The sequence below is a fragment of the Haliea sp. E17 genome, assembly GCF_048323675.1.
Taxonomy (GTDB): domain Bacteria; phylum Pseudomonadota; class Gammaproteobacteria; order Pseudomonadales; family Halieaceae; genus Mangrovimicrobium.
This window is the reverse complement of sequence record NZ_JBLWFK010000002.1, coordinates 814641-830038: the sequence shown is the minus strand read 5'-3', so window position 1 is coordinate 830038 and position 15398 is coordinate 814641. Positions and strand designations below refer to the sequence as shown.

At 65.8% G+C, this 15398-nt stretch carries 14 protein-coding genes; all 14 read left to right on the top strand.

Annotation, left to right across the window (positions count from 1 at the left end):
* Positions 1-48 precede the first annotated feature (48 nt).
* The 14 genes from ttcA (at position 49) to ACNKU3_RS06780 (ending at position 15348) form a co-directional block, all read left to right on the top strand.
* On the top strand, positions 49-894 hold the full coding sequence (gene ttcA / locus ACNKU3_RS06845) for a tRNA 2-thiocytidine(32) synthetase TtcA (protein ID WP_418258671.1): 846 nt from the start codon (positions 49-51) through the stop codon (positions 892-894).
* Between the two features lie 23 nt (positions 895-917).
* Positions 918-1508, top strand: a complete 591-nt coding sequence (gene ccmA, locus ACNKU3_RS06840; RefSeq protein ID WP_418258670.1) for a cytochrome c biogenesis heme-transporting ATPase CcmA — start codon at positions 918-920, stop codon at positions 1506-1508.
* Entirely contained in the window at positions 1505-2191 is a 687-nt protein-coding gene (ccmB, locus tag ACNKU3_RS06835; RefSeq protein ID WP_418258669.1) for a heme exporter protein CcmB, read from the top strand. Before ccmA ends, ccmB begins: the two co-directional genes overlap by 4 nt.
* A 57-nt stretch (positions 2192-2248) precedes the next feature.
* Positions 2249-2992: a heme ABC transporter permease gene (locus tag ACNKU3_RS06830; RefSeq protein ID WP_418258668.1), complete on the top strand. Its 744-nt coding sequence runs from the start codon at positions 2249-2251 to the stop codon at positions 2990-2992.
* A 9-nt stretch (positions 2993-3001) separates the two neighbouring features.
* Entirely contained in the window at positions 3002-3199 is a 198-nt protein-coding gene (ccmD, locus tag ACNKU3_RS06825; RefSeq protein WP_418258667.1) for a heme exporter protein CcmD, read from the top strand.
* On the top strand, positions 3199-3648 hold the full coding sequence (ccmE, locus tag ACNKU3_RS06820; protein ID WP_418258666.1) for a cytochrome c maturation protein CcmE: 450 nt from the start codon (positions 3199-3201) through the stop codon (positions 3646-3648). Before ccmD ends, ccmE begins: the two co-directional genes overlap by 1 nt.
* The gene (locus ACNKU3_RS06815) at positions 3645-5624 is read left to right on the top strand and encodes a heme lyase CcmF/NrfE family subunit (RefSeq protein WP_418258665.1); all 1980 of its coding nucleotides are present in this window, start codon (positions 3645-3647) and stop codon (positions 5622-5624) included. Before ccmE ends, ACNKU3_RS06815 begins: the two co-directional genes overlap by 4 nt.
* Complete coding sequence (locus tag ACNKU3_RS06810) at positions 5608-6144, top strand: DsbE family thiol:disulfide interchange protein (RefSeq protein WP_418258664.1); 537 nt, start codon at positions 5608-5610, stop codon at positions 6142-6144. The genes ACNKU3_RS06815 and ACNKU3_RS06810 overlap by 17 nt, the downstream gene beginning before the upstream one ends.
* Positions 6141-6602 (top strand): cytochrome c-type biogenesis protein, encoded by a 462-nt coding sequence (locus ACNKU3_RS06805; RefSeq protein WP_418258663.1) that lies wholly within the window; start codon positions 6141-6143, stop codon positions 6600-6602. The genes ACNKU3_RS06810 and ACNKU3_RS06805 overlap by 4 nt, the downstream gene beginning before the upstream one ends.
* On the top strand, positions 6599-7807 hold the full coding sequence (ccmI, locus tag ACNKU3_RS06800) for a c-type cytochrome biogenesis protein CcmI (RefSeq protein WP_418258662.1): 1209 nt from the start codon (positions 6599-6601) through the stop codon (positions 7805-7807). Before ACNKU3_RS06805 ends, ccmI begins: the two co-directional genes overlap by 4 nt.
* A gap of 163 nt (positions 7808-7970) precedes the next feature.
* Positions 7971-11468: a chromosome segregation protein SMC gene (gene smc, locus ACNKU3_RS06795; RefSeq protein WP_418258661.1), complete on the top strand. Its 3498-nt coding sequence runs from the start codon at positions 7971-7973 to the stop codon at positions 11466-11468.
* A 12-nt stretch (positions 11469-11480) separates the two neighbouring features.
* Positions 11481-12698 (top strand): cell division protein ZipA, encoded by a 1218-nt coding sequence (gene zipA / locus ACNKU3_RS06790; protein WP_418258660.1) that lies wholly within the window; start codon positions 11481-11483, stop codon positions 12696-12698.
* A gap of 11 nt (positions 12699-12709) precedes the next feature.
* Positions 12710-14743 carry an NAD-dependent DNA ligase LigA gene (gene ligA, locus ACNKU3_RS06785; protein WP_418258659.1) on the top strand — a complete coding sequence of 678 codons (2034 nt, stop codon included), beginning with the start codon at positions 12710-12712 and terminating at the stop codon, positions 14741-14743.
* Complete coding sequence (locus tag ACNKU3_RS06780; RefSeq protein ID WP_418258658.1) at positions 14740-15348, top strand: transglycosylase SLT domain-containing protein; 609 nt, start codon at positions 14740-14742, stop codon at positions 15346-15348. The genes ligA and ACNKU3_RS06780 overlap by 4 nt, the downstream gene beginning before the upstream one ends.
* Positions 15349-15398 lie beyond the last annotated feature (50 nt).

Here is a 15398-nt window from a genome sequence, read left to right as displayed (position 1 = left end):
ACCCAGCAAGTAAAATGCCCGCCAAATCAAGTACTAACGGCCAGCAACGTGCGCGAACTGTCACGCAAGGAAAAAACCGAGTTCAACAAGCTGCAGAAACGCCTGCGGCGCAACGTGGGTAACGCCATCGTCGATTACAACATGATCGAGGAGGGCGACAAGGTCATGGTGTGCCTGTCCGGCGGCAAGGATTCCTATGCCATGCTGGATATCCTGATGAACCTGCAGCAGAGCGCCCCGGTGAATTTCGAGCTGGTGGCCGTCAACCTCGACCAGAAGCAGCCCGGTTTTCCCGAGGATGTGCTGCCGGCCTACCTGACAGATATAGGTGTTCCTTATTACATCCTGGAAAAGGACACCTACAGCATCGTCAAGGAAGTGGTGCCCGAGGGCAAAACCACCTGCGGCCTGTGCTCGCGCCTGCGCCGCGGCAGCCTGTACGGTTTTGCCCAGGACATCGGTGCGACCAAGATCGCGCTGGGCCACCACCGGGACGACATCGTCGAGACCCTGTTCCTCAACATGTTCTTCCAGGGCAGCCTCAAGGCCATGCCGCCCAAGCTGCTTTCCGACGACAAGCGGAACGTGGTCATTCGCCCGCTGGCCTACTGCCGGGAGAAAGACCTCGTCCGCTACGCCGATTACAAGGCCTTCCCGATCATTCCCTGCAACCTCTGCGGCTCGCAGGAAAACCTGCAGCGGCAGGAAGTGAAGAAGATGCTGCTCGACTGGGAGCGCCAGTACCCCGGGCGCACCGAGACCATTTTCCGCAGTATTGCCAACGTCGCGCCCTCGCAGCTGGCCGATGGCGAGCTGTTCGACTTCCGCAGCCTGCGGGCCGAACAGATCGACACCAGCCTGCACATCCCCGTCGTCAATGTGGTGAACCTCTGACGAATCAGGCCGCAGCCCCGGTGATGTTACGCGCACAGGGGCTGGGTCTGTCCCGCGGCGGGCGGGAGCTGTTCCGCGATCTCAGTTTCGAACTACGGCCCGGCCAGCTGGTGCAGGTCGAGGGCGTCAACGGCGCGGGTAAAACCAGCCTGTTACGGATTCTCGCCGGCCTGTCCCGCTACGGTTTCGACGGCGCGGTGGAGCGCTGCGCGCCCCTGCTATTCCTCGGGCACCAGCCCGCCGTAAAAAGCCTGCTGACGCCGCGCGAGAATCTCGCCTGGCACGCGGCGGGCGAGGGCGATTACCCGCTGGCCGCGATCGATGCGGCGCTGGAACGGGTCGGCCTGTTCGGCTACGAGGATGTGCCGAGCCACAACCTGTCTGCCGGGCAGCAGCGCCGGGTCAGCCTGGCGCGGCTCTACCTCAGTAACAGCCCCCTGTGGCTGCTGGATGAACCCTTCACCGCCATCGACGTCGACGGTGTCGCTGCGCTGGAACAGGTGTTCGCCGAACACGCGCGGCAGGGGGGCTGTGTGGTTCTCACCTCGCACCAGGCGCTGCGGCCGGTCGACGTCCTGTACCGGCTGTGCCTGCGCGAGGGGCTGCGCCAGTGAGCGGGCTGTCGACGCCCACGTTCTGCCGGCGCCTGCTGCAGCGGCAGCTGGTGCTGGCCCTGCGCCGGCCCGCCGGGGTCGCCAATCCCCTGCTGTTCTTCCTGATGGTGGTGGCCCTGTTCCCGCTCGGCCTCGGGCCGGACCCGGCCCGGCTGGCGTCCTTTGCGCCCGGTATCCTGTGGATCATCGCCCTGCTGTCCAGCCTGCTGACCTCCGATACGGTGTTTCGCAGCGATTTCGATGACGGCAGCCTCGAACAGCTGCTGTTATCGCCACAGCCGCTGTATTTCTCTGTGCTCGCCTACGTGGTCGCGCACTGGCTGGTGACCGGGGTCCTGCTGGCCATCGCCTCGCCGGTGTTCGGTTTGATGCTGGGACTACCCGGCGCGGCCCTGCCGACCCTGTTCGCCAGCCTGCTGCTGGGTTCCGCGGTGCTCAGCCTGGTCGGCGGGATCGGGGCGGCGCTGACCGTGGGGCTGAAGCGGGGTGGGGTGCTGATCTCGCTGCTGATTCTGCCGCTCTATATTCCGGTGCTCATTTTTGGCAGCGCGGCGGTGCGGGCCGCGGCGGAGGGGTTTCCCGTCGGACCGCACCTGGCAATTCTCGGCGCGATGCTCTGCCTGTCCATCGCGCTCGCGCCATTCGCCATCGCGGCGGGATTGAGGATCAGCATCGATGCCTGAGCAAGGCGGTAGTTTTCAGTTGTCCGGCCAAGCGGCCCCGGTATAATCCAACGCGCTATGTGGACATTCTTCCATAAACTCGGTTCCCCTCCCTGGCTCTACGCGATCTCCGGAGCAATCCTGCGTTTCCTGTTGCCCGCGACCCTCCTCGCGCTGGTCTGCGGGGCGGTCTGGGGCCTGCTGTTCACCGCGCCGGACTTCCGCCAGGGCAACAGCTACCGGATTATCTATATCCATGTGCCCGCCTCGGTGGTGGCGCTGGCGGGCTATTACGTCATGGCCACCGCAGGCGCCATCAGCCTCATCTGGAAAATGAAAATGGCCGATGTGGCCATGAAGTGCTGCGCACCGGTGGGCGCGGCGTTTACCTTTCTCGCGCTGGTCACCGGCGCCATCTGGGGCAAGCCGACCTGGGGTACCTGGTGGGTATGGGACGCGCGCATCACCTCGATGCTGGTACTGTTCTTCCTCTACCTCGGCGTGGTGGCGCTCTACGAGGCCTTCGACAACAAGGAAGCCGCGGGCAAGGCCTGCGCGGTATTGAGCCTTGTGGGTACGGTTAACATTCCCATCATCTACAAGTCGGTGGATTGGTGGTACAGTCTGCATCAGCCCGCCTCTATAAAATTCACCGGCGAATCCAGTATTCACGCAAGCATGTTGTATCCACTGTTGCTGATGATCATCGCATTCTACGCCCTGTTCGCCTGTGCCCTGCTGCTCAACATGCGGGCTGAAATACTGCACCGCGAGCGGCGCGCCAACTGGGTGCGCAAGATGCTGCCGGGCGTGGCGGGGTAGGCTGGCCGAATGTATTTCGAGGATTTCCACGCGCTCCTGCAAATGGATGGACACGGCGGCTTCGTCTGGGCAGCCTACGCCATGGCCCTGCTGGTGGTGGCCTCGGTGCTCATAATTCCCCTGCGTCGCCGGCGCCGCCTGTTGCGCGATATCAGTGGAGAACTGCGCCGTGCCGGCGCGCACACCCCGAGTGGTGGAGGTAGCTGATGCATCCGGTGCGCAAACAGCGCCTGTACCTGGTCCTGTTCCTGGTATTTTTTTCCACTGTCGCCATCGGCCTGGTGGCCTACGCCCTGCGCGGCAATATCAACCTGTTTTTCCCGCCCGCCGAAGTGGCCGCCGGCAAGGCCCCGCTGGGCCAGTCCATCCGGGTGGGCGGCATGGTGGTGGACGGCAGCGTCCAGCGCAGCAATGACAGCCTCGAAGTGCGCTTCGAGCTGACCGATTATGCCGCCACGGTCCCGGTCGTCTACGTGGGTATCCTGCCCGACCTGTTCGACGAAGGGCAGGGTGCGGTGGCGGCCGGCCAGTTGCGTGAAGACGGCGTACTGGTCGCCTCCGAGGTCTTGGCCAAGCACGACGAGAACTACATGCCTCCGGAAGTGGCCGAGGCACTGGAGCGTTCCGGCGGCAAGCCAGAGGGGTACGGCCAATGATTCCCGAGTTCGGGCACTTCTCCCTGATTCTCGCCCTGGCGCTGGCCCTGGTGCTGGCCGTGGTGCCCGCCTGGGGCGCCTGGCGCAACAACCGCGGCGCGATGGAACTGGCGCCGGGCCTGGCGCTGGGCATGCTGGTTTTTGTCGGCATCAGCTTCACCTGCCTGGCGATTTCCTTCCTGCAGGACGACTTTTCCGTGTCCCTGGTGGCCAACAACAGCAACTCGCTGCTGCCACCCATCTACAAGTTCAGTGCCGTGTGGGGTAACCACGAGGGTTCGCTGCTGCTGTGGGTGCTGGTGCTGGCCTTCTGGACTTCGGCGGTGGCGCTGTTCAGCCGGCAACTGCCGCTGGTGGTGCTGGCGCGGGTGCTGTCGGTGATGGGGGCGATCGCGGTGGGCTTCCTGTCCTTCTCCCTGTTAACGTCCAATCCCTTTGCCCGCATGCTGCCCGGAATCCCCGCGGACGGCGCGGACCTCAACCCGCTGTTGCAGGACCCGGGGCTGATTATCCACCCGCCGCTGCTGTACATGGGCTATGTCGGCTTTTCCGTGGCCTTTGCCTTCGCCATCGCCGCACTGCTGGGCGGGCGCCTCGACGCGGCCTGGGCGCGCTGGTCGCGGCCCTGGACCAACGTCGCCTGGGGCTTCCTGAGTCTCGGCATCATGCTCGGCAGCTGGTGGGCCTACTACGAACTGGGCTGGGGCGGCTGGTGGTTCTGGGACCCGGTGGAAAACGCGTCTTTCATGCCTTGGCTGGCCGGTACCGCGCTGGTGCATTCACTGGCGGTGACCGAGAAGCGCGGCCTGTTCAAGAGCTGGACCGTGCTGCTGGCGATCTTCGCCTTTTCCCTCAGCCTGCTGGGAACCTTCCTGGTGCGCTCCGGTGTGCTGACCTCGGTGCACGCCTTCGCCACCGATCCGGCGCGGGGCATGTTCATCCTGGTGTTCCTCGGCATCGTGGTCGGCGGTTCCCTGACGCTCTACGCCCTGCGCGCGCCGGCGGTCAGCAGTCGGGTGAGTTTCGCCTGGGTATCGCGGGAAACCCTGCTGCTGCTGAATAATATCGTCTTCCTGGTGGCCACGCTCACCGTGCTCTTCGGCACCCTGTTCCCCCTGATCATGGATGCGCTGGGGCAGGGCAAGTACTCGGTCGGGCCGCCATACTTCAATGCCGTGTTCGTGCCCCTGATGGCGCTGCTGGTGCCCTTCATGGGTGTCGGCCCGGTGTCGCGCTGGAAGCAGGACAGCAGCGCGCGCTGGCTGCGTGAGCTGTTGCTGCCGGGCGTTATCGCGCTGGGCTGCGCGCTGCTGTTGCCGCTGCTCGGCGGCGAGTTCAATATCTGGGTGGCGCTGGCCGTGCTGCTGGCCGGCTGGCTGGTGCTGGGCCTGGCCAGAGACCTCATCTACCGGGTGCGCCTCGCCGATAGCGCCGCGCGCGGGCTGCGCCGCCTGTCCCCCAGCTACTGGGGCATGGTCATCGCCCACCTCGGTTTCGCTGCCTGTGTAGTGGGCGTCGTCGCTACCAGCCAGTATGCCATCGAGCGCGACCTCAAGATGTCGCCGGGGGACAGCGAGACCCTGGCCGGCTATGAATTCCGCTTCGACGACCTCGCCAACCTGCGCGGACCCAACTTCGTCGCCGACGAGGCGCGCTTCACCGTGCTGGTCGAGGGCCGCGAGATCGCCCGGCTGGCCCCGCAGAAACGCCGTTACCTGGCCAGTGGCTCGGTGATGACCGAGGCCGCCATCGACGCCGGCCTGTTCCGCGACCTGTATGTCGCCATGGGCGAACCGGTGGGCGACGGCGGCGCCTGGGCGATTCGCCTGCATTACAAACCCATGGTGCGCTGGATGTGGCTGGGTGCGATCCTGATCGCCCTGGGCGGATTTACCACGGTCCTCGATCGCCGCTACCGCATGCAGCCGGAGCGCAGGACACAGGCACTGGAGGGTGCGCATGCCGGCGCGGCTTAAGTTATTCCTGCCTCTGATCCTGTTCGCCGTCCTCGCCGCCTTCCTGGTGCGCGGACTGCAACTGGACCCGCAGGAGCTGCCCTCGGCGCTGATCGACCGGCCGCTTCCCGCGTTTTCACTCGACGCGCTGGGCGGCGGCACCCTCGACCGGGACGCGGTGACCGGCGAGGTGGCCCTGTTCAACGTCTGGGCGACCTGGTGCATCACCTGCCGGGTCGAGCATCCCTTCCTCACCGAACTGGCCGCGCGCGGCGTGACCATTTACGGTATCAATTACAAGGACGATGACGGCGCCGCGCAGCGCTGGCTGGCGGAACTGGGCGATCCCTACAAGGCGACCATAGCTGATCGCGAGGGCAGCCTGGGCCTGGACCTCGGGGTTTACGGCGCGCCGGAGACCTACCTCGTGGACGCGCAGGGACTGGTGCGTTATCGGCATGTCGGCGTAGTCGATGCCAGGGTCTGGAACGAGGTGCTCAAACCCCTGTATGACCAGCTGCGCTCCGGAGGCGTATTGTGAAGCCCCTGGTTGCCGCGCTCCTGATGCTGGTCTGCCTGCCCGCGCTGGCGGTCATCGAGACCTATGATTTCAGCGAGCCACAGCTAGAGCAGCGCTACCACGCGCTGAGCCAGGAGCTGCGCTGTCCCAAGTGCCAGAACCAGAACATCGCCGACTCCAATGCGCCCATTGCCCAGGACCTGCGCAAGCAGTTGTTCCTGCAGCTGGAGGGCGGCGCCAGCGACGACGAGATTCGCAAGTACATGGTCGACCGTTACGGTGAATTCGTGCGCTACCGCCCGCGCTTCGCCGGCGCCACTGCACTGCTGTGGCTGGCGCCGGTATTGCTGCTGGTGCTGGCCGCCGCGGTGGCCTGGCTGTCGCTGCGGCGCAGGGAGCGCGTGGAGAGCGGTGGCCTGAGTGCGAACGAGCGCCAGCGCCTGGATGAGCTGCTGCGGGACGAGGAGCAGGCACAATGAGCGGATTCTATATCGCCTGCGGGCTGCTGCTCGCACTCTGTGCAGTGTTCCTGCTGGTGCCGATGGCGGGCAGGCACGCCTCCGGCGACAGCCGCGACGCCAGTCGCCAGTGGTACCACCTGCGGCGCCGGGAGCTGGAAGGCGACACGGACGCGGCCCTGGTCGAGGATATCAAGCTGCGCCTGCTGGAGGACGCGGAGCAGGGCGGCGCCGCGGACAGCAGCGGGGCCACTCTCGCCGTCAGCCGTTTCCGCGCCTGGCTGTTGCTGCCGCTGGTGGCGCTGTTCAGCGGCCTGCTGTATTTCGCCCTCGGCGCGGCGCCGGACGTTCGGATTGCGCAGCAGCTCAACAGCCTCGACGAACAGAGCAGTCCGGCGCAACTGGACTCACTGATGGACGCCATCGAGCGGCGCGCGGAACAGCGGCCGGACAACCTCGAATACGCGATGCTGCTGGGCCGTTTCGCCATGCAGGACCAGGATTACGCCCGCGCCGCCCGCTATTTCGATGCCCTCAGCGAGGCCGCTCCAGGGGACGCCATGGTGCAGGCCTTTGCCGCCCAGGCCAGCTACCTGGCGGCCGGGCGCCAGCTCAGCGACACGGCGCGCCTGCAGGCCGAACGCGCGCTGTCGATCAACCCGCACCAGCGCACTGCCCTGGGCCTGCTGGGTATGGCATCCTTCGAGCAGGAGCAGTACCGCGCGGCTATCACGTACTGGGAGCGCCTGCTGGCCGTCGAGCCCCCGGGCTCGCCCAACCACCAGATGATCAGCGAGGTGATCGGCACCGCCCGGGCCCGGCTCGGCGAGCCGGTGGCGGAAGCTGCGCCGGCGGATGCCGTCGCCGCGGCGGAGACTTCGGCCGGGGTAACGGTACAGGTGAACCTGCCCGCGGGGGCCAGCGTCAACCCCGCCGCGACAGTGTTTGTGCTGGCCCGCGACGGCGCCGGCAACAGCCGCATGCCGATCGCGGTACAGCGCCTCACTGCCGGGCAATTGCCCCTGACCCTGCGGCTCGACGATGGCAACAGCATGGCTGGTCAGAAAATATCCAGTTTCGCCAGTGTGCTGGTCGAGGTCCAGGTATCGCCGGACGGCACCCCGGGGGCGGCCAAGGCCAGCTGGCTGGGGCAGGCCGGCCCGCTGGTCCCGGACGATTCTGGCGTGCCGGTCGCGATCACCCTGCAGCCCAATCCGCAGTCCTGATGACCCTTGCGGGCGCCGCTTGCCGGCTTTTTTCCGTTCAGGCATAGTGTTACCAGATTAAAGTCTATACACTATATCTTGTGGTTGTCGGGACGGGTTTTTGGCGTAAAAATCGCAAAAAATCTATAAAAAACAGAGGGATGCAGCGGGTTATTAAAGCTAGATGCGATTGAAGTCTATCAAGCTGGCGGGTTTCAAATCCTTCGTGGACCCCACGACAGTGAACCTGCCCAGCAATATGTGCGCTGTAGTCGGTCCCAACGGCTGCGGAAAATCCAATGTTATCGACGCCGTGCGCTGGGTGATGGGCGAGAGCTCCGCCAAGAACCTGCGCGGCGAGTCCATGGACGACGTCATCTTCAACGGCTCGGTGAACCGCCAGCCGGTCGGCCAGGCCTCCATCGAACTGATCTTCGACAACAGCGACGGCAGTGTTGGCGGCGAGTACGCCCGCTATGCGGAAATTTCCGTCAAGCGCCAGGTATCCCGGGAATCCCAGTCCGAGTACTACCTCAACGGCGCCCGCTGCCGGCGCCGCGACATCACCGACATTTTCCTCGGCACCGGTCTCGGCCCGCGCAGTTATGCGATCATCGAGCAGGGCATGATCTCCCGCCTGATCGAGTCCAAGCCGGAGGAACTGCGCGTCTTCATCGAGGAAGCCGCGGGTATTTCCAAGTACAAGGAACGGCGCAAGGAAACCGAGAACCGGATGCGCCGCACCCTGGAAAACCTCGAGCGCCTGACCGACCTGCGCGACGAACTGGGCCGTCAGTTACAGCACCTGCAGCGGCAGGCGCAGGCGGCGGAAAAGTACCGCGAGTACAAGGCCGAGGAGCGCAGCCTGAAGGCCCAGCTGATGGCCCTGCAGTGGCGCGAGCTGGACGGCCAGATCCGTGAACTGGCGCAGGCGATCGGCGAGCTGGAAGTCAAGCTGGAATCGGTACACGCCGAGCACCAGCAAGTGGACACCGCCATCGAGCAGCACCGGGTCGAACACACCGACCGCACCGATGCCTTCAACCAGGTGCAGGCCACCTATTACTCACTGGGCTCGGAAGTGGCCCGCATCGAGCAGACCATCCGCCACCAGAAGGAGCGCAGCCGCCAGCTCGCCGAAGACCTCGCCCAGACCGAGGAAAGCCTGGTAGAGGCGGAATCCCAGTTCGCCACGGACCGCGACAAGCTCGCCGCGTGGGAAGAGGAAGCCCAGGCCCTGGAGCCGGAACTGGCCATGCTGCAGGAGCTGGAAGAGAGCTCCGCCGAAGCGCTGGTGCAGGCCGAGGAGGCGATGCACCTGTGGCAGCAGAAGTGGGATGAATTCAACCAGTCCGCGGCCGCGCCGCGGCAGCAGGCCGAGGTCCAGCAATCGCGGATCCAGCACCTGGAGCAGGTGCTGAAGCGTATCCAGGGGCGCAGCGTCCAACTCGAGGCGGAGCGCGAATCCCTCGGCAGTGGTGGCGACGACGGCGAACTCGAAATGCTGGCGGAACAGCTGGCGGAACTGGAAATGCAGATGGAGGCGCACGGCGGCCGGGCCGAGGAATTCGCCGCCGGCATCAGCGACGCCCGTGAGCGCAGCGCCAGTGCCTCCAACCGGCTCAATGAGCTGCGCTCGCGCAGCCAGCAACTGCGCGGCCGCCAGGCGTCCCTGGAGGCACTGCAGCAGGCGGCGCGGGAAGACTCCAGCCAGGGCGTGGGTGCGTGGCTGGAAGAGCGCCAGCTGCACGACAAGCCGCGCCTGCTGGAACAGCTGCAGGTCGATGAGGGCTGGCAGCACGCGGTAGAAACCGTGCTCGGCGACTACCTGCAGGCCGTGTGCGTCGATGACCTCGGCAGCCTCGGCAACCTGTTCGCAAGCCTGGAAAAAGGCCGCCTGGTACTGGTGGAAGCCGGCGCGGACCTGCCCGCCGGGGGCAATGATCTCGCCGCGCGGGTGCGCAGCGGCGGCCGCGCCAGCGCGCTGCTGCAGGGCATCAAGGCGGCGGACGACCTGGACCAGGCACTGGCGCTGCGCGCATCGCTGGCGCCCCACGAATCGGTAGTCACCCGCGAGGGCATCTGGCTCGGTCCCAACTGGCTGCGGGTAGCCCGCGGTGAGGACCAGCAGGGCGGGGTGATCCAGCGCCAGCAGCAGCTGGAAGAACTGGAACAGCAACTCGAATCCGCCGCGGCAGAGGAAGAGGAACTGGAGGCGGCCCTGCAGTCCGCACAGGAAACCCTGGCCCAGCTGGAATCCCAGCGCGAACAAAGCCAGCGCGAGCTGCAGTCGGTAACCCGCGAGCACGCCGACCTCGGCGCGAAGCGCTCTGCGCTGGAAGCAAAATATGAACAGGTAACCGCGCGCCGCGAGCGCATCAACGCGGATATCCAGGAAGCCCACGAACAGTTTCGCCAGGAGCAGGAATCCGTGGCCGAGGCCCGCCAGCTGCTGGCGGAGGCCATCGAGAGCATGGAAACCGACTCCCGCCAGCGCGAGGAGTTGCTCACCGCCCGCGACGAGGCCCGCAACAGCCTCGACGCCTGTCGCCAGAAGGCGCGCCACGACAAGGACACCGCCCACCACTCGGCGATGCGCCACCAGTCCCTGCAGACCCAGGTGAGCGCCATGCGCGACACCATCGAGCGCACCGAGGGGCAGGTGGGGCAACTGCGCGAGCGCAGCGAACGGCTGCGCGCCGGGATGCAGGAAAACGATTCGCCGCTGGACGGGCTGGAGCAGGAACTGGAAGCCCAGCTGGAGCTGCGCCTGCAGTCCGAGGCCGAACTGACCGAGGCCCGCCAGGCGGTGTCCGAGGTCGAACACCAGCTGCGCGAATGCGAGCAGCAGCGGGCGACCATCGAGCACCGCGCGCAGAGCGTGCGCAGCGAACTGGAACAGCGGCGGATCAACCGCCAGAGCCTGCAGGTGCAGATCGATAACATCCAGCGCCAGCTGCGCGACGCGGACCAGGACCTGGACACTGTGCTCGCCGAAATGCCCGAAGAGGCAGCGCAGGGGGAGTGGCAGGAGCGGCTGGAAAAAGTGGCCGCGCGCATCGCCCGCCTAGGGCCGATCAACCTCGCCGCCATCGACGAGTACACCCTGCAGTCCGAGCGCAAGACCTACCTGGATTCCCAGAACGAAGACCTGGAGAGCGCGCTGGATACCCTGCAGGCGGCCATCCGCAAGATCGACAAGGAAACCCGCAGCCGCTTCCAGGATACCTTCGACAAGGTTAACAGCGGCCTGCAGGAACTTTTCCCGCGGGTCTTCGGCGGCGGTTCAGCGAGCCTGGAAATGACTGGCGACGACCTGCTCGACACCGGCATCGCGATCATGGCGCGACCGCCGGGCAAGAAGAACAGTACTATCCACCTGCTGTCAGGCGGCGAAAAGGCGCTGACCGCGATCGCGCTGGTGTTTTCGATATTCCAGCTCAATCCGGCGCCTTTCTGCATGCTGGACGAGGTGGACGCGCCGCTGGACGACGCCAACACCGGCCGCTACGCGCGCATGGTGAAGGAGATGTCTGGTAAGGTGCAGTTTATTTTTATCACCCACAACAAGATCACTATGGAACAGGCGGATCACCTGCTCGGCGTCACCATGCACGAGCCCGGGGTATCGCGCCTGGTGAGCGTCGATGTGGACGAGGCGGCGGAACTGGCGGCAAGCTGACGGGGCCCGGCAATGGCGGAATTAACGATACGCGACTGGATGGTAATTATCGGTGTGCTGCTGATTCTGGCGGTATTGCTGGACGCAGTGCGCCGGGTCATGGGCGAACGACGCTCCAGCGTGCGCATGAAACTGCAGCCCGCGGGGCTGGAAGACGGCCGATCCGGCCGCGAGGACGAGCTGGCATGGCTGAAGGAATTGCCCAACGGCGGCGCCCGGGTGGTGCGGCGCGGCGACGAATTATACGAGGACACTGACGACCCGGCCCCGCTCGCCGGGGACCCGCAGGCGCTTGAACCCGAGCTTCCCGTGCAGCGTCTCGCGCCGGTGATAGAGCCCGAAACAGACATGGCGCCTGAGCCGGAACCAGAACCTGAACCTGAACCTGAGGTGGAACTGGCACCTGCCGCGGCGCTGGCGCCCGAGCCCGAGCCCGAGCCCGAGCCCGAATTTGAGCCTGAGCCCGTATTTGAGCAAGAGCCGGAGCCGGCTGTACCACAGCCGCGCGCCACGCCCCGACGCGTCGAACCGCGGTTTTCCGCTGCATTCGACGAACTCGCCGCGCCCGCGCAACCGGTCGAACCGGTGGCGGCGCCGTCGCCCCGCGCAAAGCCGAAGGAAGGTTTTGGCGAGCGCCTCATCCGGGGCATGTCGGCGCGCCGCGACCGTGATCGAGAGCCAGTGGACGACCTGTTCTGGGAGGAAGAGCACGGCGCCGAGGCGGCGGAGCCCCCCGCGGAGGAGCCGGTGGCAGCGCCGCCCGCGGAAGACCCCTTCGGTCGCCTGCCACGCTCCGTGGAATCCGAGGTCTTCATGTTGAACGTGGTCTCCCGGGACCCGCGCGGATTCAAGGGCGAGGACATCCTGCATATCCTGCTGGCCTGCGACCTGCGCTACGGCGACATGAATTTCTTCCACCGCCACGAATTCGAGGCGGGCAAGGGCGCCATCCAGTTCAGTGTTGCCAACATGATGCGCCCGGGTGTTTTCGATATCGACAACATGGCTGATTTCGCCACCCAGGGACTGGTGTTTTTCGTCACCCTGCCGGGGCCGGAAGACATGATGAAAGCCTTCGATTATATGCTGGAAACCGCCCAGGCGGTCGCGCGCAATCTCGGTGGTGACGTCCTCGACGAGACCCGCAGCGTGCTCACCCGGCAGTCTCTCGAACACAGCCGCCAGCAGATTCGCGACCTCGAGCGCCGCATGCTGGCCAGGGCGCGCTGAAGTCCACTCCCATGGTAACCGACGACATCCGCGCCGAGGTGCTGGAGCTTCGCGCGCAGCTCGAGGACTGGAACTACCGCTATTACGTGCTTGACGATCCCGGGGTTCCCGATGTCGAGTACGACCGCAACATGGCGCGCCTGCAGGACCTTGAGGCGCAGTACCCGCAACTGGTCACGCCGGATTCGCCCACCCAGCGGGTGGGCGCGGCCCCGCTGGACGGTTTCAGCACCGTGCGTCACGAAGTGCCGATGCTCTCCCTCGACAATGCCTTCGACGCCCAGGGCCTGGTTGATTTCCAGCGTCGGGTGATCGACCGCCTGGGCACGGTGGACGCCCTGATCGAGTATTGCTGCGAGCCCAAGCTGGACGGTATTGCGGTCAGCCTGGTGTACCGCGGCGGTCGCCTTGAGCGCGGCGCTACCCGCGGCGATGGCAGCACCGGCGAGGACATCACCGCCAACGTGCGCACCATCGAATCCATCCCCCTGCGCCTGCGCGGCGCGGGCTACCCGGAGGTACTCGAGGTGCGCGGCGAGATCTACCTGCCACGCGCCGGCTTCGAGGCGCTCAATGCGACGGCGCGCGAGCAGGGCGAAAAGACCTTCGTCAATCCGCGCAACGCCGCGGCGGGCAGCCTGCGCCAGCTGGATCCGCGGATTACCGCCAGCCGTCCGCTGGAATTCTGCTGTTATGGCTATGGCCTCGTCGATGGCGGCAGCCTGCCCGCCACCCAGTCGGCCATACTCGAGCAGATGCGCGAATGGGGGCAGCGTATCAACAGTGACATGCGCGTTGTCGAGGGGATCGAGGCCTGCGAGGCCTACTACGAACAGCTGGCTGTGCGCCGCGACGCCTTGCCCTATGACATCGACGGCATCGTCTACAAGGTCAATTCCCTCGGTCTGCAGGAACGCCTGGGCTTCGTCTCCCGCGCCCCGCGCTGGGCCATCGCACGCAAATTTCCCGCCCAGGAAGAGATGACCCAACTGCTGGATGTCGAATTCCAGGTCGGGCGTACCGGGGCGATAACGCCGGTAGCACGGCTGGAGCCGGTGTTCGTTGGCGGCGTTACCGTGAGCAACGCCACCCTGCACAACGCCGATGAAATTGCCCGCCTGGGCCTGCGTATCGGCGATACCGTAGTGGTGCGGCGGGCCGGGGATGTGATTCCGCAGGTGGTTTCGGTGGTGCTGGAGAAGCGTCCCGCGGATGCCCGCGAGGTCAGTTTTCCCCAGTCCTGTCCCGCCTGCGGTTCCGCCGTGGAGCGGGAGGAGAGCGAGGCGGTATTGCGCTGCCTCGGCGGGCTGGTCTGCCCGGCACAGCTGAAGGCGGCGATCTGGCACTTCGCCGCGCGCCGGGCGATGGATATCGATGGCCTCGGCGACAAGCTGGTCGAGCAACTGGTCGACGCCGGCCTGGTGAAAAACGTGGCCGATATCTACAGCCTGGGCAAGGAGCAGCTCATGGGGCTGGAGCGCATGGGCGAGAAATCCGCCGACAACCTGCTGGCGGCACTGCAGCGCAGCAAGTCCACCACGCTGCCGCGTTTCCTGTTCGCTCTGGGTATTCGCGAAGTGGGGGAGGCGACCGCCCTCGGCCTCGCGCGCCACTTCGGCAGTTTCGAGGCGCTGGCCAGCGCCTCCGAGTCTCAGCTGCTGGAAGTGGAGGACGTCGGGCCGGTAGTGGCGGACCACCTGCGCCAGTTTTTCGACGACCAGCACAGCATGGCGGTGGTGCAGGCCTTGCGCAGTGCCGGGGTGCACTGGGACGATATCGAGGTCACGCCAGCGCAGGCGCTGCCCCTGGCGGGCCAGACCTGGGTCGTTACCGGCAAGCTGGAGGCCATGGGTCGCAACGAGGCCAAGGCGGCGCTACAGGCGCTGGGTGCCAAGGTGGCGGGCAGCGTATCGAAGAATACGGATTGCGTGGTCGCGGGCCCCGGGGCCGGCTCCAAGCTGGGCAAGGCGCAGGAGCTGGGAGTGGAGGTCATCGATGAAGCGACTTTCATGCTGCGCCTGCGCGACTTCGGGGGTGGGGTTTGATTCGTACCGGTCTGCTGTTCGCGCTGTGCCTGCTGATGGCGGGTTGCACCACCTCGCCGCCGCGCAACCCGGACAACCTCTGCGATATTTTCCGGGAAAAGGACGACTGGTACGACGACGCTGCGAAGGCGCGGGATAACTGGGGCAGCCCCATTCCGACCATGATGGCGATCATGTTCCAGGAATCGAAATTCGAGGCCAAGGCGCGGCCGGCGCGGCGCAAGGTGCTGGGCTTCATACCCTGGACGCGTCCCTCCGATGCCTACGGCTACAGCCAGGCCAAGACCGGCACCTGGAAAGAATACAAGCGCGAAGCCGGCAGCTACGGCGCCGACCGCGACGATTTTGCCGATTCGGTGGATTTCATCGGCTGGTATAACAACAAGTCCGGCAAGCGCAGCGGCATCAGCCCGAACAACACCTACGGACTCTACCTGGCCTACCACGAGGGCCATGGCGGCTATAACCGGGGCACCTGGAAATCCAAGCAGTGGCTGCAGAATGTGGCCCGCAAGGTCGAGCGGCGCGCGGGCAGCTACCAGAGCCAGCTCGCCGGCTGTGAGGAAGACCTCAAGGACAAGGGCTGGTTCTTCGGCTGGTTCTAGCCTTGCCCGGCTGGCTTAAGTGACGGATAAGTAACCTTTTTTGCACCCCG